The sequence below is a fragment of the Rhodoblastus acidophilus genome, from assembly GCF_009720655.1.
Taxonomy (GTDB): Bacteria; Pseudomonadota; Alphaproteobacteria; order Rhizobiales; family Beijerinckiaceae; genus Rhodoblastus; species Rhodoblastus acidophilus_A.
In genome coordinates this window covers 128,152-153,477 of the sequence record NZ_WNKS01000005.1, presented here as the reverse complement: position 1 = coordinate 153,477, position 25,326 = coordinate 128,152, and the positions used below count along the sequence as shown (strand labels likewise).

Sequence of the window (25,326 nt, the reverse complement as noted above, 5' to 3'; positions counted from 1 at the left end):
CGTCTCGAACCATGGCCATCGGAACGGGACTGTTTCGGCAGCGCGCCCGGAAAAAACGCCCCCGCGCATTTTCGCACGGGGGCGCAAAAATTAGGCGCGCGCCTGGGCGGGGATGACGTTGTGTAACGTGTCCTCACCCTCGAAAAAACGGCGGATGCCGCGCGCCGCCTGGCGGATGCGCTGCTCGTTCTCGACCAGGGCGAGGCGCACGTAATCGTCGCCGTGCTCGCCGAAGCCGACGCCGGGCGCCACCGCGACATCCGCCTTCTCGATCAGAAGTTTCGAGAATTCGAGGCTGCCGAGCGGCCGGTATTTCTCCGGCACCGGCACCCAGGCGAACATCGAGGCGCGCGGCGCCGGAATATGCCAGCCGGCCTGGGCAAAACTTTCGACCATGACGTCGCGGCGCTTCTTGTAGATCGCGCGCATTTCCTTGATGCAGTCGTCGGGACCGTTGAGCGCGGCGGTGGCCGCCACCTGGATCGGCGTGAACGCGCCATAGTCCAGATACGACTTCACCCGACCAAGCGCGCTGAGCAGGCGCTCGTTGCCGACGGCGAAGCCGACGCGCCAGCCCGCCATCGAAAAGGTTTTCGACATGGAGGAGAATTCGACGCAGATGTCCTTGGCGCCGGGCACCTGGAGCACCGACGGCGGCGGTTCGTCGTCGAAATAGACCTCGGCATAGGCGATGTCCGAGAGGATGTAGATGTCGTGCTTTTTCGCGAAAGTGACGAGGTCGCGGTAAAAATCGAGCGAAGCCACCATGGCCGTCGGGTTGGACGGATAGCACACCACCAGCGCGATCGGTTTTGGGATGGAATGCTGGATGGCGCGCTCGGCGGCGCGAAAATAGTTTTCGTCCGGCTCGATCGGCACCGAGCGGATCACGCCGCCCGCCATCAGGAAGCCGAAGGCGTGGATCGGATAGGACGGATTCGGCGCGAGCACGACATCACCGGGCGCGGTGATGGCCTGCGCCATATTGGCGAAACCTTCCTTGGAGCCGAGCGTCGCCACGACTTCGGTGTCGGGGTTGAGCTTGACGCCAAAGCGGCGCTCGTAATAGCCGGCTTGCGCGCGGCGCAGGCCGGCGATGCCCTTTGACGCGGAATAGCGGTCGGTGCGCGGCTTGCCCGCCGTCTCCACCAGCTTGTCGACGACATGCTTGGGCGCGGGCAGGTCCGGATTGCCCATGCCGAGGTCGATGATGTCGGCGCCGGCGGCGCGGGCTTTGGCCTTGAGACGATTGACCTGTTCGAACACATAGGGCGGCAGGCGCCGCACGCGATAAAAATCGCTCATCAATCTCGTCCTTATGCTTTGGCCCGGCCCGGTCGGAAATCTGTCTTCGGGACCGTAGAAGATGCTGTTAGCACCGGGATTGACCGGTGTCAGGCGCTTTTTGGCCGGAATCGCGTCAGAATTTGTCCTGGACCGCCGGCGGCTTGGGCGCGGGCGCCAGTTGCTCGACGGACTCGGATTGCAGTTTCTTCAGCCGCGCCTGCGCCTGGTTCTTGGCCGCGACCAGATCGGCGTCGTCGGCGGCGGCCTGCGCCGGCGTCTTGACGGGGATGCGCTTTTTCTCCGGGGCGAGGAAGGGAACAAAATCCATCTTCTCTTCGTCCGGACGGCTTTGGCGGATGAAATCGGGGCGATCGCTGGTCGGCGCCGTGAGGCCGATGGCGTTGGTGACCGCGCGCAGCGGGTTGGTCTCCTCCGCCCAGGCCGAAGCCGAGCCCGCCGCCAGCAGCGTGATCAGGAGTGTGGCGGTTCGGGCGGGGCGGCGTAAAAGCCGCGAGGAAGCGAAAAAATCCGGCATGGGATCTTGGTTTTCTCTGCGTGCGGTATAACCTAACCGAGTGGGCGTTCGCCCATCGGATCATTGCTTAAGCTGTCAAATAAAGTCTTATTATGTCTGAAACGGGACAGCGGCTGAAAAGAAGCGAAAAGAGCCCGGCAACAGGTGAGGGAGCCCCAATGAACGTCAGTCCGGGGAAACAATTCGTTCCGGCCGCCAAACGGAAAAGCGCCAAGAAATCGGCGAACGGCGCCGACAAGAACGCCGGCGAGGTCAAAGGCGCCCCTGCGGCGCCAAGGGTGGAGCCGGTCAAGAAGGCGGTGAAGGCCAAGACGGTCGTGCCGGCCAAGACGGTCGAACCGGCCAAGACGGTCGAGCCGGTCAAGAAGGCCGAGCAGGCCAAACCCGTGGAGTCACCCAAACCCGTCGCGCCGGCGAAAAAAACCGCCGACAGCCCGCCACCGGCCGACAAGGTCGCAAAAACGGCGGAGAGCGCGCCCAAGCCGGCGGCGGAGCCCTCCGCGCGCATCCCCGATTTCGAGCGCATGGCCGAGAATTTCGCCCGGGCCGTGGAACAGGGCGGCATGGCGTTCGCCGCCATGGTCAAGCCGGTCGAGGAAGGCAAGGTCAAGACCGGCTTCGCCGACGATGTCGCCGACGCCGTCAAGACCTTCGGGCACGTCGCCGAATACTGGCTCTCCGATCCCGTGCGCACGATCGAGGCGCAGACGAGCCTGTCCACCAGTTTCCTCGACTTGTGGACCAACACGCTGCGCCGCATGGCCGGCGAGGAGACCCAGCCGCTCATTCCCGTCGACCCCCGCGACAAGCGTTTCGCCTCGCCCGACTGGCAGGCGCATCCTGTTTTCGATTTCATGCGCCAGGCCTACACGATTTCGGCGGCCTGGGCCGAGCACATGGTCGACGACGCCGAACTCGACAAGCGCACCCACGACAAGGCGGCGTTCTACATCCGCCAGATCTCGGCCGCGCTCGCGCCGTCGAATTTCCTTCTGACCAATCCGGAGGTCCTTCACACCACCTGGAAAGCCGAGGGTGAAAATCTCGCGCGCGGCATGAAGATGTTCGCCGAGGACATCGCGGCCGGCGACGGAACCTTGCGCATCCGCCAGTCGTCCGGCGGCAATTTCAAACTCGGCGTCAATCTCGCCACCACCCCCGGCAAGGTGGTGTTCCGAAATGACCTGATGGAGCTGCTGCAATACGCGCCGACGACGGAAGAGGTCTACAAGCGGCCGCTGCTGATCATTCCTCCGTGGATCAACAAGTTTTATATCCTCGACCTCAACCCGGAAAAAAGTTTTGTTCGCTGGGCGGTGTCGCAGGGGCTGACCGTGTTCTGCATCTCCTGGGTCAATCCGGACGCACGCCACGCGGACAAGGATTTCCTCGCCTACTTGAAGGAAGGCGTGTTCGAGGCGCTCAACCAGATCGAGACCATCACCGGCGAGAAGAAGGTGACGGCGATCGGCTATTGCGTCGGCGGCACGCTGACGGCGGCGAGCCTCGCCTATATGGCGGCCAAGGGCGACGACCGCATCGCCTCCGCCACTCTGTTCACCACCCAGGTCGATTTCACCGATGCGGGCGACCTGAAAGTGTACGCCTCCGAGGACAGGATCAAGAACCTCGAGGCGGAGATGGAGATGGCCGGCTATCTCGAAGGCCGGTCGATGGCCAACGCCTTCAACATGCTGCGGCCCAACGACATGATCTGGTCCTATGTCGTCAACAATTACCTCAAGGGCATCGAGCCGACGGCCTTCGACCTGCTGACGTGGAACAGCGATTCCACGCGCATGCCCAAGGCCAACCATTCCTACTACCTGCGCAACTGCTATCTGGAAAACCGCATGGGCCGCGGCGAGATGGTTTTGGGCGATGTGACCCTGGACTTCAGCAAGGTCAAGATTCCGATCTACAATCTCGCCACCAAAGAAGACCATATCGCCCCGGCGAAATCGGTGTTCACCGGCGCGAAGCTGTTCGGCGGGCCGATGCGCTATGTTCTGGGCGGCTCCGGCCATATCGCCGGGGTGATCAACCCGCCGGGGCCGAAGCCGAAATATCAGTATTGGACCGGCCCCAAGCCGCAGGGCGCCTTCGACGACTGGGTGGCCAAGGCCGAGCTTCACCCCGGCTCCTGGTGGCCGGACTGGATGAACTGGGTCACCGAACAGGCCCCCGAAAAAGTCCCGGCTCGAGAACCCGGCTGCGGCAAGGTCAAGGTTTTGGGCGACGCGCCCGGAGATTATGTGCGGGTCAAGGCGTAAGCGCGCGTTCCGCGTCCGGCGACTGAATTTGGCGCCGGACGCTTCTCTTTAGAATGATTCTAAAATAAGTCCGATTTGCTTTACGGCGGATCGGCCTTCCCGTTAGTGTCGGTTTATCAGGCCGTTGGGGCTACTGACCGGGGGATGCGGATGTTTGGTTCGGCATGGGATGCGCGGAACGGCTTGGTGAAATGGATGGGCGCGTTCGCGGCCGGCGCGGCCATGATCGCCTGCGCGCCGGCGCAAGCCGACACGCCCGCTTGGCGCACGGGCGCCCTTGGCGCGGCGCTCGGCGGCGGCGTGACCGAGCACGAACATGTCGACACTGAGCACATTTTTGGCTTCACCATGGGCTCGGACATTGGCGAGAAGGGCGAAATCGAATTCGAAAACGAGAATGTCGGCCTGTTCGGCAAGCGCACGGGAGCTTATAACACGCTGGGGGCGCTCAACCTGCTCAAATTCGTAGTGACCGACAATTTCCGCATCGCGCCCGGCCTATCCTGGGGCGCCTACGGCATCAGCAACGTTCCCGGTTACGACAACCGCAGCCAGGCCGCGTTCCAGGGCGCCGTCCTGGAGATTCGCTACAAGCTGCTCGACCGCGAAACCATGCCGTTCGGCCTGACGCTGCACGCCCAGCCCGGCTGGAGCCCGACCGACGAGGCGAGCGGCGCGCCGGCCGTCGGATATGGTAGCGAATTCGCGCTGCTGGCCGACAAGGAGTTGATCAAGGACCGGCTCTGGGGCGCCTTCAATCTCTGGTACGGCCTTGGCGTGTCGAACGACATCGGCGCCAATGCATGGTCGCAAGATTCCAGTCTGGAGCTTCACGGCGCCTTGTCGACGCGTGTCGGCTCCTCGCTCGTGTTGGGCGGCGAAATGCGTTATCTGCGCGCCTATGAAGGCCTCGGGCTGAACCGTTTTTCGGGCGAGGCGCTCTATATCGGCCCAACCTTCTCGACGCATGTCACCAAGCACATCGGCTTGTCCGGGACGGTCAACTTCCAGGTGGCCGGCGATGCGGCGGGCTACTCGCGAGGACTCGACCTCGACAATTTTGAGCGCATCCAGAGCATGCTGAGGTTCAACATGCTGTTCTGAGACTCCTCTGCGTCACTGGCGCCTCCCTTGCGGCATTCCCTTGAAAACGTGGCAGGTGTTCGCTACTGTAACGCATGGGCAGGCGGGGAGCCGCAAAATGAAACAGATCGCCCTTTTTCTCGCGACATCGGTCGCGCTGGCATGTCCCGCCTTTGCACAGCGCGCGCATGGTCCGGTGGGGGGGCATGGTCCGGTGGGGGGGCATGGGCCGGCCATGCATCGTCCGATCATGCCGGGGCCTCGTCCTCCGATCGGCCAACACCCGCCCGGCTTCGGTCGGCATCATCATCATCGTCCCGGCTGGAACAATTACGGCGGGGGATGGCCGATGTTCATGGCGCCGCCCGGCGTCGCGCCGCCGCCCAGCGAGATCGTCACCCACGAGTTCATCGATCCGCGCATCTATGGGCCTCGTCCGCCCAGCATCGAAATCCTGTCGGACAAGCCGGTTGTGTTCCGCGAGCCGCCGCACATCATCCAGATCCGGCGCGCCAAACAGCACCGTCCCATCGTCGTGGTGCGGCGTGGCGCGGTTTCGCGCGAATAACCAACCAGCTTCGCGCAAGCGGAGTCGGCGACATTGCGGCCAATACTCATTGGAGCTTGCCGCAATGCCCAGCGCTTCCGCGCGTCCGCGTTTTTCGCTTTCCATCACACAAATGGTCCTGGCGCTCGCGCTGGCCGCGCTGGTCACGATGGCCCTGGGCACCGCGGTGGCTTTCAACAACTTCTACAACGAGACGATCGAGCATCGCCGCGGGGAACTGCGCGCCGAAGTCGAGATGGCCACGCAAATCCTCAAGCTGAGCGTCGATGAAGCGGGCGGCGACAAGCAGGCGGCGATTCGCGCCGGGCTCGAGCATTTGCGCCCGCTCCGTTTCGGCCAATCCGGCTACATCTACAGTCTGTCCCTGGACGGGATCGGACTGTTGACGCCGGTCACGCCGCAACTCGAGGGCAAGGATCTCAAGGACATCACCGACCCGAACGGCGGCCGTCCCTTCCAGATTCTGACCGATTTCGCACGGACGCGCGGCGAGGGCTTCACCACCTACAACTGGAAGAAACCCGGCAAGGAAACGCCGGTCGAGAAGCTTGCCTATGTCAAGTCCATGCCCGAGTTTGGCTTGGTGATCGGCAGCGGCGTCTATCTCGACGACAATCTCGAACAGGTCATGGCTATGGCCTGGCGGGTCGCGCTCTGGGTGACGCCGCTGGTCCTCATGTTCATCGCCACCGCCTGGGGCGTCGGCCGTTTCATCGCCGGACGGATGACGCGCACGACCGCCGTCCTGCGCGAAATGGCGCAGGGCCAGTATGACGCGGTTCTGCCGGGGCTCGACCGGTCCGACGAAATGGGCGCCATGGCCCGCGAGATCGACGCTTTCAGGCGCAATCTCAACGACACCAACCAGGCGGCGAGCGCGCAGCGGGCGCAGGCGCGGCGCGAGGCCGCCCAGGCGCGCTCGAACGACATGCGCGCGCTCGCCGAGCGCTTCGAAGCCGCCGTCGGGGGCGTGGTCACGGCCGTCGCCGGCGCCGCCAACCGGTTGGAGACGGTCGCGCGGTCGCTGGCGGAGGAAGCCGGCCACACCGGCGACCAGGCGGAATCCGGCGCGCATGCCGCGGAGACGGCGGCGGCCAACATCCGCTCGCTGGCGGCGGCGGCCGAGCAGCTGGCGCATTCGGTGGACGAAATTGGCGGGCAGGCCGGCCGGTCGCAAGACCTTTCGTCCCATGCGGAGCGTGAGGCCGACAAGACGCATGGGCGGATGGAGGAGCTCGGCGGCGCCATTGCGCATATCGGCGGCATCGTCGAGCTGATCACCGGCATCGCCCAGCAGACCAACATGCTGGCCCTCAACGCCACCATCGAGGCGGCGCGCGCCGGCGAAATGGGCCGGGGCTTCGCGGTGGTGGCGCAGGAGGTGAAATCGCTCGCCGAGCAGACCACGCGCGCCACGGCGGAAATCTCCGATCAGATCGGCAATGTCCAGCGCGCCTCCCAGGAGGCGGCGGGCGGCATCGGGGCGATGACCGAAGCGACCCACGAGGTCAATTCGATCGCCTCGGCCATCGCCGTCTCCGTGACCGCGCAAGGCGATGCGACGCGCGAGATCGCCGAGAACGTGCACGAAACGGCGGCCCGGACCGCCGAGTTGACCCAGGTGATCGAAAAAGTGCGCGCGGCGTCGCGGCAATCGGGTCAATCGGCCAACCAGATGCTGGAGGCGGTGATGGATCTGTCGCGCCAGACGCGGAGATTGCGCGAGGAATGCGACGCATTCCTGGCGCAGGTGAAGACGGCGTAGGGGGGAACCTTGCGCCGCGCCCGGGCGTCGTGAGAGCATGGCTTCAGCCTGGAGGTTTGCATGCTCTCAGCCGTGCGCGGCCTGCTCCTCGATCTCGACGGCGTCGTCACTGTCGGCGGCGCGCCGCTGCCCGGCGCGCTGGAAGCCATTGCGAAATTGCGCGGGGCGGGCGCGCCGCTGCGTTTCGTCACCAACACGACCACAAAACCGCGCCGGCGCCTGATCGCCGATCTCGCGCATATTGGCCTGCATGTCGATCCGGCCGATCTCTTCACCCCGGCGAGTCTGGCGCGCGACCATCTGCGGCGGAGCGGCGCACAACCGTTCCTGCTGATCCATCCCGATCTTCTCGAAGATTTCGACGGTGTCGAGCCCGGCGAAGACGCGGTGGTGATCGGCGACGCGCGCGATGCCTTTTCCTACGCCAATCTCAACCACGCCTTCCGCCTGATCCACGACGGCGCCGAATTTTTGGCGCTGGCGCGCAACCGCAATTTCTTGGATGGCGACCGCAAGCTGAGTCTGGACGTCGGCGGTTTTGTCGCCGCGCTGGAATATGCCTCTGATAGAACGGCGCATGTGTTCGGCAAGCCCAGCGCCGACTTTTTTCTCGGCGCGGTCGCCGCCATGGGGCTCGCTCCGGCGCAGACAGCCATGATTGGCGACGACGCCGAAGCCGACATCGGCGGCGCGATGGCCGCCGGGCTCGCGGGCATTCTGGTGCGCACCGGAAAGTACCGGCCGGGGCACGAAAAACGCGTCGATCCCACACTGGTCGCCGACGATCTGGCGCAGGCGGTGGAAAAACTGCTTCAAACCTCGGAGAGGCGGCCTTCGGGCGAGACGGCGCGATAAAAGCAGGATTTGCGGCCGGTGTGGCAGGCTTTTCCATCGCCGCCGGCGTTGACGCGCACCAGCACGGCGTCCTGGTCGCAATCGACGCGCATGTCCACGAGCTTTTGCACTTGGCCCGAAGTGTCGCCTTTTCGCCAGAGCGCGTTGCGCGAGCGCGACCAGTAATGGACGACGCCGGTTTCGAGCGTCTTTTCCAGCGCCAGTTCGTTCATATAGGCGAGCATTAAAATTTCGCCGGTCGCCGCCTCCTGGGTGACGCAGACGATCAGGCCGTTGGCGTCGAACTTGGGCGTGAAGACGGCGCCTTCTTCAAGGGTTTGTTTGTCGGAGGAGGGAGGAGGGAAGGACATGGGAACTCACGGATAATCCCGTCATTGCGAGCGAAGCGAAGCCATCCACCCTGCGAAGCGCCGAATCGTGGATTGCTTCGTCGCTCCGCTCCTCGCAATGACGGCGGAAACGTTGAAGAGAATTACCTTCCCCTCACCAGACTCAAAAACCGCGCCTGTTCCGCAGGATCGGTCTTGAACGGTCCCGAAAACTGCATGGTCACGGTGGTCGAGCCGGGTTTTCGCACACCGCGCATCGACATGCACATGTGCTCGGCCTCGATCATCACCGCCGCGCCGCGCGCGTGCAGGCGGGCGTCCAGCGCCGCCAGGATCTGCGCCGTCATGGTCTCCTGCGTCTGCAAGCGCCGCGCGTAAATGTCGACGAGACGTCCGAATTTCGACAGGCCGAACACGCCGCCGGCCGGGTAATAGGCGATATGCGCGTGGCCGAAGAACGGGGCCATGTGGTGTTCGCAATGCGAATAGAAGGGAATGTCCTTCACCAGCACCATTTCGCCGTAGCCGCCGACATCCTCGAACACGGTGTCGAGCACATCCGACGGTTCCTGGGCGTAGCCCGCGAACAATTCCTCGTACGCCTTGGCGACCCGCGCCGGCGTGTCGCGCAGACCCTCGCGGCTCGGATCGTCGCCGGCCCAGGCCAGCAGGGTCGCCACGGCGGCCTCGGCTTCCTCGCGGGTCGGCTTGTGCGCTACGTTCTTTGCGGGGCGCTCGCGGTGCGGGCGGGCCGATTTCACCATGTCGTCCAAGGATCGTCTCCGTCAGGCGGACCTATCTTTCAGATATAGGCCGTGCTGCGGCGATTGCCAGCTTTAGCCCCAATTTTACGAAACCGTAACCTACACAGCGGCCGTGGCCTGCTTCAGCCAGGCGCGTTCCGGCGCCGACAGCAGCGGCGACAGCGTTTTGCGCACCCTCGCGTGATAGGCGTTGAGCCAGGCCTTCTCCTCCGCATCGAGCATCGACGCGTCCACCGGCCGGGTGTCGATGGGCGCCAGCGTCAGGGTTTCGAAGCCGAGCATGTCGCGCTCGGCCCCGGCGATCCGCTTCGGCTCCACCGCCACCAGGTTTTCGATGCGGATGCCGAAGGCGCCCTCGCGATAATAGCCGGGCTCGTTGGACAGGATCATGCCCGGCTCCAGCGCCACCGTCCCCATTTTGGCAATGCGCTGCGGTCCCTCGTGCACGGACAGATAGGAGCCGACGCCATGGCCGACGCCATGGTCGAAGTCGAGTCCCACGCGCCACAGCGCCAGCCGCGCCAGCGCGTCGAGCTGCGCGCCGACCGTTTTGTGTGGAAACACGGCGCGGGCGATGGCGATATGGCCTTTCAGCACGCGCGTGTAGGCGTCGGTGAACGCTTTTGACGGCGTTCCGACCGTCACCGTTCGGGTGACGTCCGTTGTGCCATCCAAATATTGCGCGCCGGAATCGACGAGATAAACCCCCTTGCCGATTCTCGCGTTGGACCCTTCGGTCACGCGGTAATGGGGCAGGGCGGCATGGGCGCCGAAGGCGGAAATGGTCGGGAACGACAGGTCTTTTATAACCCCGGTCTCGCGGCGATAGTGTTCGAGCGCCAGGGCGGCTGAGATTTCGGTGAGTTTGCCCTTGGGCGCCTCGGCGTCGAACCAGCACAAAAATTGTGTCAGCGCCACGCCGTCGCGCAGATGGGCGGCGCGGGCGCCGTCGAGTTCGCAGGCGTTTTTCAACGCCTTCATCCGCGCGATCGGGCTTGGCCCCAGTTCGACCTGCGCGCCCGCCGCGCTGGCGATCCGCGTCAGCGCCGCCGCCGCCGTCCCGGAATCGAAGAGAATTTTGCGCTTCTTCTTGCCAAGTTCCGCGAGCGCCGCCGGCAGGGTTTGGGGCGAGGCGATGTCGGCGAGGGCGGCCAGCGCCGCGCCCACGCGCGCGCTCAGTTTTTCCGGTTCAAAAAACAGTCTTGTTTCGCCCGACCTAAAAATCAGCGCAAAACCGAGCGCGATCGGGGTATGGCCGAGGTCGGCGCCGCGCAGGTTGAAGGCCCAGGCGAGGTCGTGCGGGTCGCTGATCAGAAAGACGTCGGCCTCAAAGGCGTCGCGGATCCGCGAAAGTTTTTTTTCCGCTTTTTCGCCGGCCTTGCTCAAAGGGTGCTGCGCCACGGGGCCGCGGGGCGGGGCGGGGCGGTCCCGCCACAGCGCGTCGATGGGGTTGGCGTCGATCGCGACGAGGTCCGCGCCTGCGCGCTTGGCCGCCTCTTCGTAGCGCGCCACCCCTGCTGGCGTATGCAGCCAGGGATCGTAGCCGATGCGCGACTTTTTTCGAGCGTTCTGCGCCAGCCATTCGGCGGGCGGAGTCTTTTCCGGCGCCAGGACGGCGAAGGCGTCGGCGTCCACTTGCTCGCGCGCCTGGATCGTGTAGCGCCCATCGACGAACAGCGCCGCCTTGTCGCGCAAGACGACGGCGAAACCGGCGCTGCCGGTAAAGCCGGTCAGCCAGGCCAGCCGCTCCTCGCAGGGCGCGACATATTCGTTCTGGTGCGCGTCGGCGCGGGGAACCAGAAAACCGTCGAGCTTTTGCGCGCGCAGGCTCGCGCGCAGCGCCTTCAGGCGCGGCGCGCCGAGCGAGGGATCGGCGGTTTCGCTGAAGTTTTGATAAAGCGAGTCAAACATTTTTTGAGTTAAGCCGTTTTGTTGCCGCAATGAAAGGGCGCCCGGCTGCGTTTCGCCGCGAAAGGCGCTAGAAACATGCGACTCGCATCCCCGGGACTCGCTGATGACCCGCAATTACTTTCACCTGCACCTTGTTTCGGATTCCACCGGCGAAACCCTGATCGCCGTCAGTCGCGCCGTCGTCGCGCAATATCAGGGGACGGTGTCGATCGAGCACGTCTATCCGCTGGTGCGCAACGCCGACCAGCTGGCGCGGGTGATCAACGAGATCCAGTCAGCGCCGGGCATCGTGCTTTACACCCTGGTCGACGAGGCGCTCAGCAGCGAGTTGCAGGCGGCCTGCGCTGAATTCGGCGCGGTGTCGCTGTCGGTGCTGGAGCCGATCGTCAACCTGTTCCATTCCTATCTCGGCCCGTCGCAAAGCCCGCGTCCGGGCGCGCAGCACACGCTGAATTCCGAATATTTCCGCCGCATCGAGGCGCTGAACTACACGATGGCCCATGACGACGGCCAGATGGTCGACGAATTCGAGGACGCCGACGTGGTGATTCTGGGCGTGAGCCGCACGTCGAAAACGCCGACGAGCATCTATCTCGCCAATCGCGGGATCAAGACCGCGAACCTGCCGCTGGTGCCGGGCGCGCCGATCCCGCCGTCGATCTTCGCGCTCAGGCGTCCGCTGGTCGTGGGCCTGCTGGCCGCGCCCGAGCGCATTGTCCAGATCCGCGAAAACCGCCTGCTGTCGCTCAACGTCGCCGACAACACCAGCTATGTCGACCGCGCCATGGTGTCGGACGAGATCGCGCAGTCGCGGCGGCTGTTCAACCAGCGCCAATGGCCGATGATCGACGTCACGCGACGGTCGATCGAGGAAACGGCGGCGGCGATCATGGACCTCTATCGCTCGCACCAGCTGAAATTCATGGGCGAGTAGGGTGGGGTTCGTCGCCTGCGCCGGCCGCGTCGTGGTGGCGCGCCGGGGCGGCCACAGCCCGCGGCTGGAGCGCCGCTTTGCGCGCCTTGGCGCGATTTTACACTCGCGTCGGTCGCCGTTTTGGCTAAGATCACGCCGAACAAATTCCCCTTTTGAGCGCGCATGAGGATCATGATGAAAGCAGTTTCAACGATGGTGATGGGCGTCGTCGGCGCCCTGGCGTTCGCGCCGGTCGCCCAGGCGGCGCAATGCGGCAATTCCGCCGGCGGATTCGACGCCTGGAAGGCGAGCTACGCCCGCGAGATCGGCGGCAAGTTCAGCCAGCGCGCGGTTAACGCGCTGATGTCGACCTCTTACGCCCAGGCGACCATCAACGCCGACCGGGGCCAGCACAGCTTTCATCTGTCGCTTCCGGCCTTTTGCCAGAAGCGCGGCTGTTCCGCCATCGCCGCGCGCGGCAAGAAGCTGAAGCACCAGTACAGCGCCCTGTTCGCCCAGATCGAAAGCACCTATGGCGTGCCGCCCGGCCCGTTGCTGGCGATCTGGGGCATGGAGACGGGTTTTGGCGCGGTCTCGGGCCACCAGAACATGCTGTCCGCCGTGGCGACCCTCGCCTATGACTGCCGCCGCAGCGATTATTTCACCGACCAGCTCAACGCCGCGCTGACCCTGGTCGATCGCGGCGTGTTCTCCGCCGGCACCATCGGCTCCATGCATGGCGAGGTCGGCATGACCCAGTTCATGCCGAAGACCGTGCTGCAATATGGCTTGGGCAGCCTGGACTCGGCGCAGGGCGCGCTGATGTCCACCGCCAATTACCTGAAGGCGCACGGCTGGACGCGCGGCGCCGGCTACGGGCCGGGCGAACCCAATTTCGGCGCGCTGAAAGAGTGGAACGCCGCCAGCGTCTACCAGCAGGCCATCGCCAAGGTCGGCGCGGAGATCGACGCCGCGCCGTAAGGCGGGGCGTTCCGCGAACGCAAAAAAGCCGACCGCGATGAACGGTCGGCTTTTTTATTCAAGACTGTTGGAGGTCTCTCCGGCGCGCGGCTTACTCCGCGCGCTTGGCCTTCGCCCGCACCGGGCGCATCAGGAAGCCGGGGAGATGATCGCCGAAACCAACGACGGCGGGGCCGTCGTCCTCGCGCTCGCGGCGGCGCGGCGCCCTCTGTTCGCGCGGCGGGCGCGGCTCCCGCGCCTCGCGCGCCGGCTTTTCGCGCGGGGGACGCGCCTCTTCCGCCGCGACGCGCTCACGAGGCGCCCGCTCGGGACGGGGCGGCTCATCGGAAACGACGCGTTCGCGCCGGCTCCGCTCCGGACGTTCGCTGCGCTCCACCCGGCCGCCGCGCCGGTCGCGCGTGCGGGTGGCGCGGGCGCGGTCGCGCTCGGTATGTTCAGGCGGCGGCAGATCGTCGAGTTTCGGCCCGAGCCAGTCGATCTCCTTCTTGATCAGATCCTGGATCTGATGAAGGTGTTTGAGATCGTCCGTGGTGATGAGGGTGATGGACACGCCGCTGCGCCCGGCGCGGCCCGTGCGGCCGATGCGGTGGACGTAATCCTCGGGGTGGCTCGGCGCGTCAAAGTTGAAGACATGGCTGACATCGGGAATGTCGAGGCCGCGCGCGGCGACGTCGGAACAGACGAGAATGTCGATGTCGCCGTTCTTGAAGGCGTCGAGCGAGGCCATGCGCGCCGGCTGGTCCATGTCGCCGTGCAGGCAGCCGGCGGGAAAACCGTGCTTGACCAGGCTTTTGTGCACGATGGCGACGTCGCGCTTGCGGTTGCAGAACACGATGGCGTTCTTCAAATCCTCGGCTTCGCGCAGCAGGCGGCGCAGGGTCTCGCGCTTGTCGCCGCCGCCATGCGAGGCGACGAGGCCCTGCACGATGGTGGTGGCGGTGGTCGCGGCGCGCGCCACTTCGACCCGGACCGGATTGTGCAGGAACTGTTCGGTCAGCCGGGTGATCTCCGGCGGCATGGTCGCCGAGAAGAACAGGGTTTGCCGCGTGAACGGCACCAGCTTGCAGATCTTCTCGATGTCCGGGATGAAACCCATGTCGAGCATGCGGTCGGCCTCGTCGATGACGAGGATCTCGATGCCGGTGAGAAGCAGCTTGCCACGCTCGAAAAAATCGAGCAGGCGGCCGGGCGTGGCGATCAGCACGTCGGCGCCGCGCATGATTTTCGTTTCCTGGTCGCCGAACGACACGCCGCCGATCAGCAGGGCGACGTTCAGCTTGTGCTGCAAGCCGTATTTGTTGAAGGCTTCCTCGACCTGGGCGGCGAGTTCGCGGGTCGGCTCCAGAATCAGCGTGCGCGGAACGCGGGCGCGGGCGCGGCCCTGTTCGAGGCGCGACAGCATGGGGAGAACGAAGGCGGCGGTCTTGCCGGTTCCGGTCTGGGCGATGCCCAGCACGTCGCGCCCGGTCAGCGCGAAAGGTATGGCCTGCGCCTGAATCGGCGTGGGGGTCGTATACCCCGAGGCTTCCACGGCGCGCAGCACCTTTTCGCTGAGGCCGAGTTCGGAAAATTGCATTAAGGTTCCCAGTTTTACGTCGTCAGAGACTTGGGGTTTTGCTCGCGACTTGCAAAACGCCGGATTTGACCGGCTTCGGACAGGGGGTAAACTACCGCCGCCTTTGCGCAATGGCGCGAAACTGCGGAACGGGCGCGCGCGAACGAATAACGCCGCCCGGACATTTAGTCCGGACGGCGTGAAAGTCAACGGCTTTCTGTAATCCTAGCGGTCTCCGCAAGGATTGAGCGTCCCATGAGCGGGTTTCCCGATCGACGCCGTTCCCGAATAGTCGATCTCCGGCGCGGCGCGCGACTTCACCAGCGCCATCAGCGACCCGTCCTGGGACATGCGATCGATGAGATGCGCGCCAAGGACGCAAAGCAACGACACAACCGCGCTGAACAGCGCGATCTTGTCGAAGAATTTCGGCGCGCGCGGCTCCGGCTCTTCCGTTTGAAAGGGCATTCTGGCGACTCCTTGTCGCCGCCAGAATGCCTGTCGTTGGTTAAACGACCCTTACCCGAAGTGGATTACTTGCCCTTCGGGCTCAGGCGGTAGAGCAGGTTGTCCTTGAGCACGAACTGGTGGTAGAGCGCGACCGCGACATGGCCGAGCACAAGGAAAATCAGCACATTGGCGGCGACTTCGTGGACCTCGTGCAGCGGGCCGCTGATCGCCTTGTTGGCCTCGAACGGCGAGGCGACCTGGAACAGGTAGAAGTTGATGCCGCGTCCGGCCGCCATGCTCATGGCCATGCCCGAAATCGGCACGATCGCCATCAGGGCGTAGAGGGCGAAATGGCCGAGATGGGCGATCTTGGTGAAGCCCGGTCCCATCGACGGGGGGAAGGGCGGCGGCGGCGTGACGCTGCGCAGGGTCATGCGCGCCAGCAGCAGCACGACGATCAGGACGCCGCCGAGCTTGTGGTAGTTCACGTATTCCCCGCGAACTTCCTTCGGGAACGATTCCAGCGACAGGCCGAAAAAGTAGAGGGCGATGAGCAGCAGGGCCATGATGTTGTGCAGGCCGATCTGCGGTTTGGTGTAGGTTTTTGCGGGTTCGCTCATGAAAATCCTCCTGTTTGGATATTCGAATTCATAATCTTTGCTGTTCAAAGATCAACCAGATCGGCTTGCGCCGCGAAGGCGGCGCGCTCTTGCAAAAATGCGAAGCGCGCTTCGGGCTTGGTCCCCATCAGCCGTTCGACGGAATCCGCCGTCTCCTCGCGATCCTCCTCGACAATGCCGACCTTGAGCAAGGTGCGCTTGCCCACGGCCATGGTGGTATCGCGCAATTGTTGCGGCATCATCTCGCCCAGGCCCTTGAACCGATTGATCTCGACCTTGCCGCGCCCGAATTCCTTCTTGATGATCTCGTCGCGATGGACTTCGTCGCGGGCGTAAAAGGTTTTGGCGCCCTGGGTCAGCTTGTAGAGCGGCGGGACCGCCAGATAGAGGTGGCCCTGCTCGATCAGCTTGGGCATTTGCCGGTAGAAGAAGGTGATCAGCAGCGAGGCGATATGGGCGCCGTCGACGTCGGCGTCGGTCATGATGATGATCTTGTCGTAGCGCAACTCTTCGGCGCGATAATGCGCGCCGGTTGCGACGCCGAGCGCCTGCACGAGGTCGCCGATCTGCTGGTTCGCCGCCATCTTGTCGCGGGTGGCGCTGGCGACGTTGAGAATTTTGCCGCGCAGCGGCAGCACCGCCTGGCTCGCCCGGTCGCGCGCCTGTTTGGCCGAGCCGCCCGCCGAATCGCCCTCGACGATGAACAGCTCCGAGCCTTCCGCCGCCGTATTGGTGCAGTCCGCCAGCTTTCCGGGCAGGCGCAACTTTCGCGTCGCCGACTTGCGCGCCACGTCCTTTTCCGCGCGGCGCCGCAGCCGGTCTTCCGCGCGCTCGATCGCCCAGTCCAACAGGTTTTTCGCCTGGGCGGGGGAGGCGGCGAGCCAATGGTCGAAGGAATCGCGCACGACATTTTCGACGATGCGCGAAGCCTCCACCGTCATCAGACGGCTCTTGTTCTGCCCCTGGAATTCCGGCTCGCGGATGAAGACCGAAATCAGCGCGGCGCAGCCGGCCATCAAATCGTCGGCGGTGATCGCGCCGGCGCGCTTGCCCTGGCCGATGCGCTCGGCATGGTCCTTGAGCGCCCGCAACAGAGCCAGGCGAAGCCCGCTCTCGTGGGTGCCGCCGTCCGGCGTCGGAATGGTGTTGCAGTAGGAATGAACAAAGCCGTCGTCATGGGCGAGCCAGGCGACCGCCCATTCGAGCGAACCATGGCGCTCCGCCTTGTCGATCCTCCCGACGAAAAACGAATCCGCGACCTGCGTCTTGCCCTCGATGTCGGCGGCGAGATAGTCCTTGAGGCCGCCGGGGAAGTGGAACACGGCTTCCGCGGGCGTCTTGCCGTTGGGGTCCAGAAGCTCGGGCGCGCATTTCCAGCGGATTTCGACGCCGCCGAACAGATAGGCCTTGGCCCGCGCCATCTTGAACAGGCGCGCGGGGCTGAACTTGCAGACGTCCTTGAAAATCTGGGGATCGGGGCGGAAGCGCACCTTTGTGCCGCGCCGATTGGCGACGCGCCCCACCGTCTCCAGTTTTCCGACGGGATGCCCGCGCTCGAAAATTTGGCGGTACAGGGTTTGCGCCCGCGCCACCTCGACTTCGAGCCGCTCGGACAAAGCATTGACGACGGAGACGCCGACGCCGTGCAGACCGCCGGAGGTTTGATAGGCCCCGGAATCGAACTTGCCGCCAGCGTGCAGCGTGCACATGATCACTTCGAGCGCCGACTTTTTCGGAAATTTCGGGTGGGGATCGACGGGAATGCCGCGCCCGTTGTCGGTGACGGACAAAAAACCGTCGGGTTCGAAAAACACCTCGATGCGGGTGGCGTGGCCCGCCACCGCCTCGTCCATGGAATTGTCGAGCACTTCGGCGAACAGATGGTGCAGGGCGGTCTCGTCGGTGCCGCCGATATACATGCCGGGGCGCCGGCGCACCGGCTCCAGGCCCTCCAAGACCTCGATGGAGGCGGCGGTATAGCCCTCCTCGCCGGGCGGCGGCGCGGGTTTGCGCGCCTCCGCGGGAGCCTTTTTGGCCCGAGCGGCATTGCCGAAAAGATCGTCGTTGGCGGCCATCTGAACTCGATTCGCGTTTTCTCAGCCGACGTCCTAGCAAAAAGTCGGGCAAAAGGGAACGGAACGAAAACGAGAACGCGGGCGGGCGTTCGTGTGGGGACTGGATCGCATTGCGCCCCGCCCACTCGCCGTTCAGGCGAGCGCTTGGGAGCGCCATGCGTTCCTGTCCTAAAATCCGGGGCCTTGAAGGCGGGGACAGGAACGAACCGCGCCCTGCGCGATTCGATCCTGTCCCCCCGCTTCACATCGCCTTGACGGCCTTCAACACCTCGGCCGCATGGCCCGTCGTTTTCACCTTGCGCCAGATGTTGACGATTTTTCCGGCGGGATCGATCAGAAACGTGGTGCGCTCCACGCCCATGTACTTGCGGCCGTACATGCTTTTTTCCACCCAGACGCCATAGGCCTCCAGCATGGATTTCGCCTCGTCGGAGAGCAGGGGGAAGGCCAGTTCGAATTTTTCGCGGAACTTGTCGTGGGATTTCACCGGATCGGGCGAGACGCCGACCACGGAGGCGTTGGTTTCGGCGAATTCCATCAGTAGCGCATTGAAATCCTTCGCCTCGGCGGTGCAGCCGGACGTATTGTCCTTGGGATAGAAATAGAGGACGAGCTTTTTCCCGCCAAAATTTTTCAGGCCGAGCGATCCGGCGCCGTCACGGGGCAGCGTGAAATCGGGGGCGGGATCGCCGATCTCCAAAACCTTGGCCATTGGCCTTCCTTTCGTCAGAATGGTGTGGCGTTGCTCGACGCCGATGAAGCCGGTTCTTGTCAGGCGTGGCGACCTGGGCGAGAACCATTCTAAATCATATTGTGCGATTCGGCGCGCTTCGTCAGCCTGGCAAGCGAGATTCGAGCGGAGGGAAATTGACGGAGCGGGGGGATACAGTCAGCCTGCGCCGTCCGGCGCGCCGAAAGACCAAGCGGCGGCTATCCTGGCGTGTGGCTGGGGCGGCGCTGTCCTTCGTCCTGCTGTCCCTGGTGGTTTTCGCCGGACTGGGTCTCTACACATTCGCGGGCGGGCGCGTCGATCTCGAACCGCTGCGGCCCCTGGCAGTCAGCGCGCTTCAGGATCGCATCGGCGCCGGCCGCAAGCTGACGATCGAGGGGCTGGCGCTGGAGCGCGACGAACGCGGGCTGGCGCTGGCGCTGACCGGGATCGCCGTGCGCGACGGCGACGGCCACAAGATCCTGTCCGCCCCCAAGGCCGACGTGCATGTCTCGACCGCGGCGCTGTTTGCGGGGGCGATCGAGCCCAACCGCGTCGATATCGAAGACCTCCAGGTGCAATTGCGCATTCTGCCCGACGGCGGGGTCGACATGAGTTTTGGCGCTGACGAAACTCCGGCGCCCGACGCGCCGGCACCCCAGGCCGGAGCCGCGGCGCCGGCCGCTCCCCGTGGAAAAATCCTGGCCCAGATCGGACACGCCATCAACAATGTGTTCGATCTGGCCTCGGGCCGCGACAGCCCGATCGCGCAACTCGATCATTTTGGCGTGCGACGCGGCCGGTTGGCGCTGATCGACCTCGCCGCCGGCCAGACGCGCGGCTTCGAAAACTTCGCCTTCGCGCTCGACCGCAAGCGGGCTGGCGGCCAGGGCGTGGCGGAGGTGAATGTCGCCGCCGACGGGCCCAACGGACGCTGGCGGCTGCGCGGCGACGTGCGCGGCGCTCGCGACGAGCCGCGCGCGCTGACGCTGGAGGGCGGCGGCTTCACCATCGACGAACTGGCGCTGGCGCTGGGAAAGGCGAGCCTGCCCGTCGATTCCGACATTTCCCTCGACCTGAAGGCGGAAGCCTCGTTCCAGGCCGATGGCCACGTGCTCGACGCCCACGCCCGCCTGGGCTTGAGCTCCGGCTTCTGGCGCTACGACGATCCCGATTTCGCCCCCACCTTCATCGACGAGGCTTTTGTCGCGCTGCGCTGGGAGCCCGGCGTCCACAGGCTGGTCGTCGATCAGGCGCAGGTGTTTTCCGGGCCGACGCGGCTGTTCCTGCATGGGGCGGTCTCGGCGCCCGCCGAGCCCGGCGACCCCTGGACCATCCAGTTCGAGCAGACGGAGCCCGGCGCCATCGGGCCGGACCGAGCCAATGAAAAGGGCATCACGCTCGTGGGGTTCACCGGCGACTTCAGCCTCGATCCCCAGGCGAAGCGGCTCGACGTGAAGCGCGTCGAGATGCGCGGCCCGGAACTGGCGGCGGCCATGCAGGGCAGCATCGACTGGATCGACGGCCCGCATGTGCGGCTCGGCATTTCCATGGCGAAAACGCCGGCGGCCGGCGTGCTGGCGATCTGGCCCAACGCCTTCGGCGCGGCGCCGCGCGGCTGGCTCGGCGACCACCTGCAGGGCGGAATCATGGAAAGCCTGCGCCTCGCCGTCGATCTCGACGACGTCGACCTGCGCATGATGCGCGCGCAGATTCCGCCGATGGATGACCGCATCCTCATCGATTACACCCTCAAGGACGTCGCCTTCACCTTCCTCGAGGGCGCGCCGGCGGTGACCGGCCTGGGCGGTCAGGGGCGCACCACGGGACGCGCGACCCATTTCACCGCGACCGGCGGGGCGATGGAAAGCGCGCCCGGCCATCGGATCGACCTTTCCGACGGTCAGTTCTCCATGCCGAATATCGCGGCGCGGCCGATGCCGCTGAATGTTGCGACCCGGGCGCGCGGCCATGTCGACGTGCTCGGCGAAATCCTGTCGCGGCCCGGGCTTGAAAAAGTCGCCAACATGCCGCTCGACCCGAAAACGATCCGGGGCCAGTTCGACGGAACTTTCGCCTATCGCACCCTGATCGGGCCGGGCGTCGGGCCGGCCGAAGGGGCGCTCGACGTCTCCTGCAAGGTCGAGAATTTTTCGGCTGATCGGCTGCTGGGCAAGGAGAAGTTCGACCAGGGCAGCCTTGTGGTGACCGTGGCCGACCGCGCGCTGAAAGTCACGGGAACCGGAAAGCTTTTTGGCGTCGCCGCGACGCTCGATGTGACGCAAAAAGGCGACGAGCCGGCGCAGGGCTTGATCGGCTTCGTCATGGACGAGGCGGCGCGCGCGAAGGCGGGCATCACCCTCGGCAATGCGCTCACGGGGCCGATGGCGGTCAAGATCGCCGGCTCGGTCGGCGGGGCGCGCCAGCAGGCGCAGGTGGAGATCGACCTCGCCAAGGCCAGCCTGAACTATCCCATCCCCGGCCTGTACAAGCCGGCGGGGCGCCCGGCCAAGGCGAGTTTTGCCTATCGTGACGAGGAGCGCGGCGGGGCGGCGCTCGACCAGATCGTGTTCGAGGGCGGCGGCGCTTCCGCGCGGGGCGCGGCGCAACTGGGCTCGGACGGCGGGCTGGTTTCCGCCAAATTCAGCCAATTGAAACTTTCGCCCGGCGATTCCCTGCAACTCGAGGCCAGCAAGGCCGGGGAGACGCTGAAAATCACCGCCAAGGGCGAGTCGCTCGACGCCCGGCCCTTCCTGAAAAGTTTTACCCGCGCCGGGGATCGGCCCGACACCGCCGACATCGACCTCGACCTGCAAACCACGGTGATGTCCGGCGCCAACCGGCAGATCCTTTCCAACGCGGTGTTGCGGCTGTCGAAGAAGGGGACGAACTTCCGCTCGTTGACCTTTTCCGGCAAACTCGGCGACGATCTCGTCGAGATGAGCCTGAGCCGTCCCGACACCGGGCCGCCCTTGCTGAAGGCGACCTCCACCGACGCGGGCGGGCTGCTGGCCTTCCTCGACCTCTACGAACATATGGAGGGAGGGCGGCTGCGCGCCGCCTTCCGCCTGGCGAACGGCGGGCTCGCCGGGCCGGTGGACATCGACAAATTCGTGCTCCGTGGCGAGCCGGCGATCCGCTCCTTCGCCTCGGCGCCGGCCAGCGAGCAATTCGCGGCGCGGGCGCAGCTCAACACCGACATGGTGGCGTTCAGCCGCCTCCACGCGGTCATCGACAATCGCGACGGCGTGCTGCGGGTGCGCGACGGCGCCATCGCCTCGACCAATATCGGCTCGACGCTGGAGGGGGTGGCCGACTTCAACCGCGACACCCTGGATTTTTCCGGAACTTTTGTGCCCGCCTATGGAGTGAACAACCTGTTCGGACAGCTTCCCGTCGTCGGCCTCATCCTCGGCGGCGGCGACAAGGAAGGTTTGATCGGCGTGAATTTCCGCGTGACGGGCCGCCTCGGCGCGCCGGCCTTGTCGGTCAATCCGCTGTCGGCGATCACGCCCGGCATTTTGAGAAAAGTGTTTGGCGCCTTCCCGACGGACGTCGGCAATTAAGTTTTTTTGAAGCCGCTTTGGTCATTTTAAAATTTGCCTTTCGCCTGGTCTGTCGCACAGTCCGCGCGGAGGCCCCATGATCAAAGCAGTGATTTTCGATGTGGACGGGACGCTGGCGGAAACCGAGGAGGTTCATCGCCTCGCCTTCAACCGGGCTTTTTCGAATGCGGGTCTGGACTGGAGCTGGGACCAGGAGCTTTACCGGCGCCTGCTCAAGGTGACCGGCGGCAAGGAGCGCATCGCGCACTTTTTGGAGATTTTTGAAAAGCCGCCGATGGAGGCGGAGCAGATCGGCGCGCTGCACAAGGCCAAGACGGCCGTTTACACGCGCATGGTGGAAGGCGGCGAGGTTTCGCTGCGGCCGGGGATTCCCGAGTTTCTGGACGCGCTGCGGGAGCGAGGAACAAAACTCGCCATCGCCACCACGACCAGCCTGCCCAACATCGAGGCGCTGCTGTCCTCGACGCTGGGAGCGCATTGGCGCGACCGTTTTGTCGGCGTGGCCGCTGGGGACATGGTGGAGCGCAAGAAACCGGCTCCGGATGTCTATGACCTCGCCCTGCGCCTGCTGGAGCTTCCTGCCGGCGAGTGCGTGGCGGTGGAGGATTCGCGCAACGGGATTTTGTCCGCCAAGGGCGCGGGCCTGCGGGTGATCGCCGTGCGCTCGGCCTATTGCGGCGCCGACGATTTGGGCGGCGCTGACGTGGTGCTGGAGGACTGCCGGGGGCTGGGGCTCGTTGTGCTGCCGAAGTCAGATGGTTGAGCGCGTTAACACTTTGTTAACCATGTTTCCCCGTTATGGGGACGTCGTTTAGAAGGTCACGAGAGCATGGATTCGACATACAACCTTTCGGGTGGATTTAAGCCGACACTGAAACGGTTTGCCGATCTTGATGGGCCAGATTTCTTTCCTACGCCCGCGTGGGCTACACACGCCCTTATTGAAAATGAAAGCTTCAAAGGGGAGATATGGGAGTGCGCGTGTGGCAACGGTGCGATGTCGCAGGTCCTTGAAAAGACCGGGCAAGAGGTAATCAGTTCAGACCTTTATGATCGTGGATTTGGCACGCCGGGCGTGGATTTTTTGGTAGCTTCTGAACGTAGGGCAAACATTGTTACGAACCCTCCTTACAACAGCGCAGAGGGTTTTGTGAAAGCTGGGCTTGATAACGCTCAACGGAAATTTGCTTTGTTGCTTCGGCTCGCTTTCCTGGAAGGCGCTAACCGAGCTCGGACAATATTTACTGAGAAACCGCCGAGCCGGGTTTGGGTATTCAGCGAGCGGATTACGTTCTATCCAGCCGGTGCAGAGATAAAAGGTTCTGGAACCACCGCATACGCGTGGTTTGTGTGGGATAAAGACGGGAATACCGGGACCGAGCTCAAGTGGTTCGCTCCCGGGTATCGTGCAAAATTCGGTTAGTATCCGCACGACCTCAGGTGAAGCACCCCGGCAGATGTAATTTTATAAACACCTCTGCGGGGCGAAACAGCGTAACCTTCTCTAAAGATATTACCTTCGGCACTCGAATGGCAGCGAAGGTTTCTTACTTGCTGCTCCCAAACTTGTTCATTAGGGCGCGTCTCGGATTGCTCGCAGTCATCAGTGCTCAAATTTACGTATTTCGGTATCTCCAGTTTTATTTTGTGAACTGTAGCCTCGCCGGAAGGGCGGCTTTCCATGATTCGAAGGGCAGCTACAGCAATTTCTGATTCGGTGACGCGATTAGGTTTCGAAGCCATCGTACTCCTCATAAATTATCAGCAATGCACACGAGCTTAAGGTGCGCCGTGCTATGTCGGGGGCTTGGCGCCGGATTTCAAGACGCGAATTGTTGGTCTAACTTCGTCTTTTTTGGCGGGATCAGGTCGTCGATCGTGCCCTCGAAGAGTTCAGCCGTGATGCCGCACTTGGCGCTGGAGGATTGCCGGGGGAGTTGAGCTTCTGATCGGCGTTTGGGGCCGCCCCGCTTGCGGGATCGCATGCCGAAGACAATATCCAATCCCTGCGCCGGTCATGCCGGCATTTTGAGAAGGTATTGTTCATGCGAATTCTGATCATCGGCGCCAGCAAGGGAATCGGCCTGGAAACCACGCGTCAGGCGCTCGAGGCCGGCCATCGCGTGCGCGCCTTCGCGCGCTCCGCCAACGGGATAACGCTTGCGCATCCCAATCTCGAGAAGATGCGCGGAGACGCCTTGAATCCCAAGGACGTCGAAGCGGCCCTCGCCGGCGTGGATGTGGTGATTCAGGCTTTGGGCGTGGGATTTGGCGACTTGTTCCGCCCCGTAACCCTGTTCTCGGAGGCGACGCGGGTGCTGGTCGCGGCGATGAAGGCCAAGCGCGTCAACCGACTGATCTGCGTGACCGGCTTTGGCGCCGGCGACAGCCGCGACAGAATCGGGATGTTGCAGATTATGCCGTTCGAGCTCGTGTTTGGCCGCGCCTATGGCGACAAGAGCGTGCAGGAGCGCCTGATCAAGGAGAGCGGGCTCAATTGGACGATCGCGCGGCCCGGCGTCCTTACCAACGGCGCGCGGACCGGGCGCTACAAGGTCCTGACGCAGCCGTCCCAATGGCGCAACGGAATCATCGCGCGGGCGGATGTCGCCGATTTCCTGGTTCGGCAGATCGAGGATCGCACGCTGGTCGGGCAGGCGCCCGTTTTGGTGAATTGACCGGGAGGCCATATGGAGCCGGACCTTTCGAAGCCGACGGTCTATTTCGACGGCTCCTGTCCCCTGTGTCAGGCCGAAATCGAACATTACCGGCGCACGGACCGCGCCGGCGCCGTCTGTTTCGTCGATGTCTCAAAAACCTCGGCCGAAACGCCTGATGGCATGGACCGACAGGGCGCCATGGCGCGATTTCATGTGCGCGCGCCGGATGGGCGCGTCCTTTCCGGAGCGGCGGGTTTCGTCGAGGTTTGGCGCCGTTTGCCCGGCTGGCGCTGGGCGGCGCGCGCCGCCGCGCTGCCGGGCGTCCTGCCTCTGCTTGAGTTGGGCTACCGGATGTTTCTTCCGGTCCGCCCGTTGCTCTCGCGCCTCGCTTCGCGTGTCGTGAAGCGCGACGGCGTTTGAAGCGGGC

At 64.5% G+C, this 25,326-nt stretch carries 22 protein-coding genes; 12 read left to right on the top strand and 10 right to left on the bottom strand.

Annotation, left to right across the window (positions count from 1 at the left end):
- Positions 1 to 90 precede the first annotated feature (90 nt).
- Complete coding sequence (locus GJ654_RS08265; RefSeq protein WP_155445678.1) at positions 91 to 1,305, bottom strand: LL-diaminopimelate aminotransferase; 1,215 nt, start codon at positions 1,303 to 1,305, stop codon at positions 91 to 93.
- Between the two features lie 115 nt (positions 1,306 to 1,420).
- Positions 1,421 to 1,822 (bottom strand): hypothetical protein, encoded by a 402-nt coding sequence (locus GJ654_RS08260; protein WP_155445677.1) that lies wholly within the window; start codon positions 1,820 to 1,822, stop codon positions 1,421 to 1,423.
- A 158-nt stretch (positions 1,823 to 1,980) separates the two neighbouring features.
- On the opposite strand from GJ654_RS08260, the gene phaC reads away from it, so the two are divergent.
- The 5 genes from phaC (at position 1,981) to GJ654_RS08240 (ending at position 8,366) form a co-directional block, all read left to right on the top strand.
- Positions 1,981 to 4,095, top strand: a complete 2,115-nt coding sequence (phaC, locus tag GJ654_RS08255) for a PHA/PHB synthase family protein (RefSeq protein WP_281406395.1) — start codon at positions 1,981 to 1,983, stop codon at positions 4,093 to 4,095.
- Between the two features lie 195 nt (positions 4,096 to 4,290).
- The gene (locus GJ654_RS08250) at positions 4,291 to 5,199 is read left to right on the top strand and encodes a hypothetical protein (RefSeq protein WP_246664661.1); all 909 of its coding nucleotides are present in this window, start codon (positions 4,291 to 4,293) and stop codon (positions 5,197 to 5,199) included.
- Positions 5,200 to 5,296: 97 nt separating this feature from the next.
- Complete coding sequence (locus GJ654_RS20765; protein WP_196305474.1) at positions 5,297 to 5,746, top strand: hypothetical protein; 450 nt, start codon at positions 5,297 to 5,299, stop codon at positions 5,744 to 5,746.
- 64 nt (positions 5,747 to 5,810) lie between these two features.
- On the top strand, positions 5,811 to 7,511 hold the full coding sequence (locus GJ654_RS08245) for a methyl-accepting chemotaxis protein (protein ID WP_196305473.1): 1,701 nt from the start codon (positions 5,811 to 5,813) through the stop codon (positions 7,509 to 7,511).
- Between the two features lie 60 nt (positions 7,512 to 7,571).
- Positions 7,572 to 8,366, top strand: a complete 795-nt coding sequence (locus tag GJ654_RS08240) for a TIGR01458 family HAD-type hydrolase (RefSeq protein WP_155445674.1) — start codon at positions 7,572 to 7,574, stop codon at positions 8,364 to 8,366.
- Here the strand turns inward: GJ654_RS08240 and hisI are convergent.
- The 3 genes from hisI to GJ654_RS08225 form a co-directional block, all read right to left on the bottom strand.
- Positions 8,324 to 8,716 carry a phosphoribosyl-AMP cyclohydrolase gene (gene hisI / locus GJ654_RS08235; protein WP_155445673.1) on the bottom strand — a complete coding sequence of 131 codons (393 nt, stop codon included), beginning with the start codon at positions 8,714 to 8,716 and terminating at the stop codon, positions 8,324 to 8,326. The genes GJ654_RS08240 and hisI overlap by 43 nt on opposite strands.
- A gap of 122 nt (positions 8,717 to 8,838) precedes the next feature.
- On the bottom strand, positions 8,839 to 9,468 hold the full coding sequence (folE, locus tag GJ654_RS08230) for a GTP cyclohydrolase I FolE (protein WP_425540378.1): 630 nt from the start codon (positions 9,466 to 9,468) through the stop codon (positions 8,839 to 8,841).
- A 90-nt stretch (positions 9,469 to 9,558) separates the two neighbouring features.
- Positions 9,559 to 11,370 carry an aminopeptidase P family protein gene (locus GJ654_RS08225; RefSeq protein ID WP_155445672.1) on the bottom strand — a complete coding sequence of 604 codons (1,812 nt, stop codon included), beginning with the start codon at positions 11,368 to 11,370 and terminating at the stop codon, positions 9,559 to 9,561.
- Positions 11,371 to 11,473: 103 nt separating this feature from the next.
- Here GJ654_RS08225 and GJ654_RS08220 point away from each other — a divergent pair, with 103 nt between their 5' ends.
- Complete coding sequence (locus GJ654_RS08220; RefSeq protein WP_155445671.1) at positions 11,474 to 12,304, top strand: pyruvate, water dikinase regulatory protein; 831 nt, start codon at positions 11,474 to 11,476, stop codon at positions 12,302 to 12,304.
- A gap of 174 nt (positions 12,305 to 12,478) precedes the next feature.
- Positions 12,479 to 13,264 (top strand): lytic murein transglycosylase, encoded by a 786-nt coding sequence (locus tag GJ654_RS08215; RefSeq protein WP_246664660.1) that lies wholly within the window; start codon positions 12,479 to 12,481, stop codon positions 13,262 to 13,264.
- A 91-nt stretch (positions 13,265 to 13,355) separates the two neighbouring features.
- On the opposite strand, the gene GJ654_RS08210 is transcribed toward GJ654_RS08215, so the two are convergent.
- The 5 genes from GJ654_RS08210 to GJ654_RS08190 form a co-directional block, all read right to left on the bottom strand.
- On the bottom strand, positions 13,356 to 14,840 hold the full coding sequence (locus GJ654_RS08210; protein ID WP_155445669.1) for a DEAD/DEAH box helicase: 1,485 nt from the start codon (positions 14,838 to 14,840) through the stop codon (positions 13,356 to 13,358).
- A 204-nt stretch (positions 14,841 to 15,044) separates the two neighbouring features.
- A complete protein-coding gene (locus tag GJ654_RS08205; RefSeq protein WP_155445668.1) occupies positions 15,045 to 15,287 on the bottom strand; it encodes a hypothetical protein in 243 nt (80 codons plus the stop codon).
- Positions 15,288 to 15,352: 65 nt separating this feature from the next.
- The gene (locus GJ654_RS08200) at positions 15,353 to 15,889 is read right to left on the bottom strand and encodes a cytochrome b (RefSeq protein ID WP_155445667.1); all 537 of its coding nucleotides are present in this window, start codon (positions 15,887 to 15,889) and stop codon (positions 15,353 to 15,355) included.
- A 44-nt stretch (positions 15,890 to 15,933) separates the two neighbouring features.
- Positions 15,934 to 17,964, bottom strand: coding sequence for a DNA topoisomerase IV subunit B (gene parE, locus GJ654_RS08195; protein ID WP_155445666.1), 2,031 nt, complete (start codon positions 17,962 to 17,964; stop codon positions 15,934 to 15,936).
- A gap of 241 nt (positions 17,965 to 18,205) precedes the next feature.
- Positions 18,206 to 18,676 (bottom strand): peroxiredoxin, encoded by a 471-nt coding sequence (locus GJ654_RS08190; protein ID WP_155445665.1) that lies wholly within the window; start codon positions 18,674 to 18,676, stop codon positions 18,206 to 18,208.
- Between the two features lie 155 nt (positions 18,677 to 18,831).
- Here GJ654_RS08190 and GJ654_RS08185 point away from each other — a divergent pair, with 155 nt between their 5' ends.
- The 5 genes from GJ654_RS08185 to GJ654_RS08165 all read left to right on the top strand — a co-directional run bounded on the left by GJ654_RS08185 (position 18,832) and on the right by GJ654_RS08165 (position 25,319).
- A complete protein-coding gene (locus GJ654_RS08185) occupies positions 18,832 to 22,239 on the top strand; it encodes an AsmA-like C-terminal region-containing protein (protein ID WP_155445664.1) in 3,408 nt (1,135 codons plus the stop codon).
- Positions 22,240 to 22,315: 76 nt separating this feature from the next.
- The gene (locus GJ654_RS08180; protein WP_155445663.1) at positions 22,316 to 23,002 is read left to right on the top strand and encodes an HAD-IA family hydrolase; all 687 of its coding nucleotides are present in this window, start codon (positions 22,316 to 22,318) and stop codon (positions 23,000 to 23,002) included.
- Between the two features lie 66 nt (positions 23,003 to 23,068).
- Positions 23,069 to 23,662, top strand: a complete 594-nt coding sequence (locus GJ654_RS08175; RefSeq protein WP_155445662.1) for a hypothetical protein — start codon at positions 23,069 to 23,071, stop codon at positions 23,660 to 23,662.
- A 622-nt stretch (positions 23,663 to 24,284) separates the two neighbouring features.
- Positions 24,285 to 24,917, top strand: a complete 633-nt coding sequence (locus tag GJ654_RS08170; protein WP_155445661.1) for an NAD(P)-dependent oxidoreductase — start codon at positions 24,285 to 24,287, stop codon at positions 24,915 to 24,917.
- 12 nt (positions 24,918 to 24,929) lie between these two features.
- Complete coding sequence (locus GJ654_RS08165; protein WP_155445660.1) at positions 24,930 to 25,319, top strand: thiol-disulfide oxidoreductase DCC family protein; 390 nt, start codon at positions 24,930 to 24,932, stop codon at positions 25,317 to 25,319.
- Positions 25,320 to 25,326 lie beyond the last annotated feature (7 nt).

Coding starts and splice junctions, on each gene's coding strand:
- GJ654_RS08265 (WP_155445678.1), bottom strand. CDS start 1,305: ATGAGCGATTTTTATCGCGTGCGGCGCCTGCCGCCCTATGTGTTCGAA.
- GJ654_RS08260 (WP_155445677.1), bottom strand. CDS start 1,822: ATGCCGGATTTTTTCGCTTCCTCGCGGCTTTTACGCCGCCCCGCCCGA.
- phaC (WP_281406395.1), top strand. CDS start 1,981: ATGAACGTCAGTCCGGGGAAACAATTCGTTCCGGCCGCCAAACGGAAA.
- GJ654_RS08250 (WP_246664661.1), top strand. CDS start 4,291: ATGGGCGCGTTCGCGGCCGGCGCGGCCATGATCGCCTGCGCGCCGGCG.
- GJ654_RS20765 (WP_196305474.1), top strand. CDS start 5,297: ATGAAACAGATCGCCCTTTTTCTCGCGACATCGGTCGCGCTGGCATGT.
- GJ654_RS08245 (WP_196305473.1), top strand. CDS start 5,811: ATGCCCAGCGCTTCCGCGCGTCCGCGTTTTTCGCTTTCCATCACACAA.
- GJ654_RS08240 (WP_155445674.1), top strand. CDS start 7,572: ATGCTCTCAGCCGTGCGCGGCCTGCTCCTCGATCTCGACGGCGTCGTC.
- hisI (WP_155445673.1), bottom strand. CDS start 8,716: ATGTCCTTCCCTCCTCCCTCCTCCGACAAACAAACCCTTGAAGAAGGC.
- GJ654_RS08225 (WP_155445672.1), bottom strand. CDS start 11,370: ATGTTTGACTCGCTTTATCAAAACTTCAGCGAAACCGCCGATCCCTCG.
- GJ654_RS08220 (WP_155445671.1), top strand. CDS start 11,474: ATGACCCGCAATTACTTTCACCTGCACCTTGTTTCGGATTCCACCGGC.
- GJ654_RS08215 (WP_246664660.1), top strand. CDS start 12,479: ATGAAAGCAGTTTCAACGATGGTGATGGGCGTCGTCGGCGCCCTGGCG.
- GJ654_RS08210 (WP_155445669.1), bottom strand. CDS start 14,840: ATGCAATTTTCCGAACTCGGCCTCAGCGAAAAGGTGCTGCGCGCCGTG.
- GJ654_RS08205 (WP_155445668.1), bottom strand. CDS start 15,287: ATGCCCTTTCAAACGGAAGAGCCGGAGCCGCGCGCGCCGAAATTCTTC.
- GJ654_RS08200 (WP_155445667.1), bottom strand. CDS start 15,889: ATGAGCGAACCCGCAAAAACCTACACCAAACCGCAGATCGGCCTGCAC.
- parE (WP_155445666.1), bottom strand. CDS start 17,964: ATGGCCGCCAACGACGATCTTTTCGGCAATGCCGCTCGGGCCAAAAAG.
- GJ654_RS08190 (WP_155445665.1), bottom strand. CDS start 18,676: ATGGCCAAGGTTTTGGAGATCGGCGATCCCGCCCCCGATTTCACGCTG.
- GJ654_RS08180 (WP_155445663.1), top strand. CDS start 22,316: ATGATCAAAGCAGTGATTTTCGATGTGGACGGGACGCTGGCGGAAACC.
- GJ654_RS08175 (WP_155445662.1), top strand. CDS start 23,069: ATGGATTCGACATACAACCTTTCGGGTGGATTTAAGCCGACACTGAAA.
- GJ654_RS08170 (WP_155445661.1), top strand. CDS start 24,285: ATGCGAATTCTGATCATCGGCGCCAGCAAGGGAATCGGCCTGGAAACC.
- GJ654_RS08165 (WP_155445660.1), top strand. CDS start 24,930: ATGGAGCCGGACCTTTCGAAGCCGACGGTCTATTTCGACGGCTCCTGT.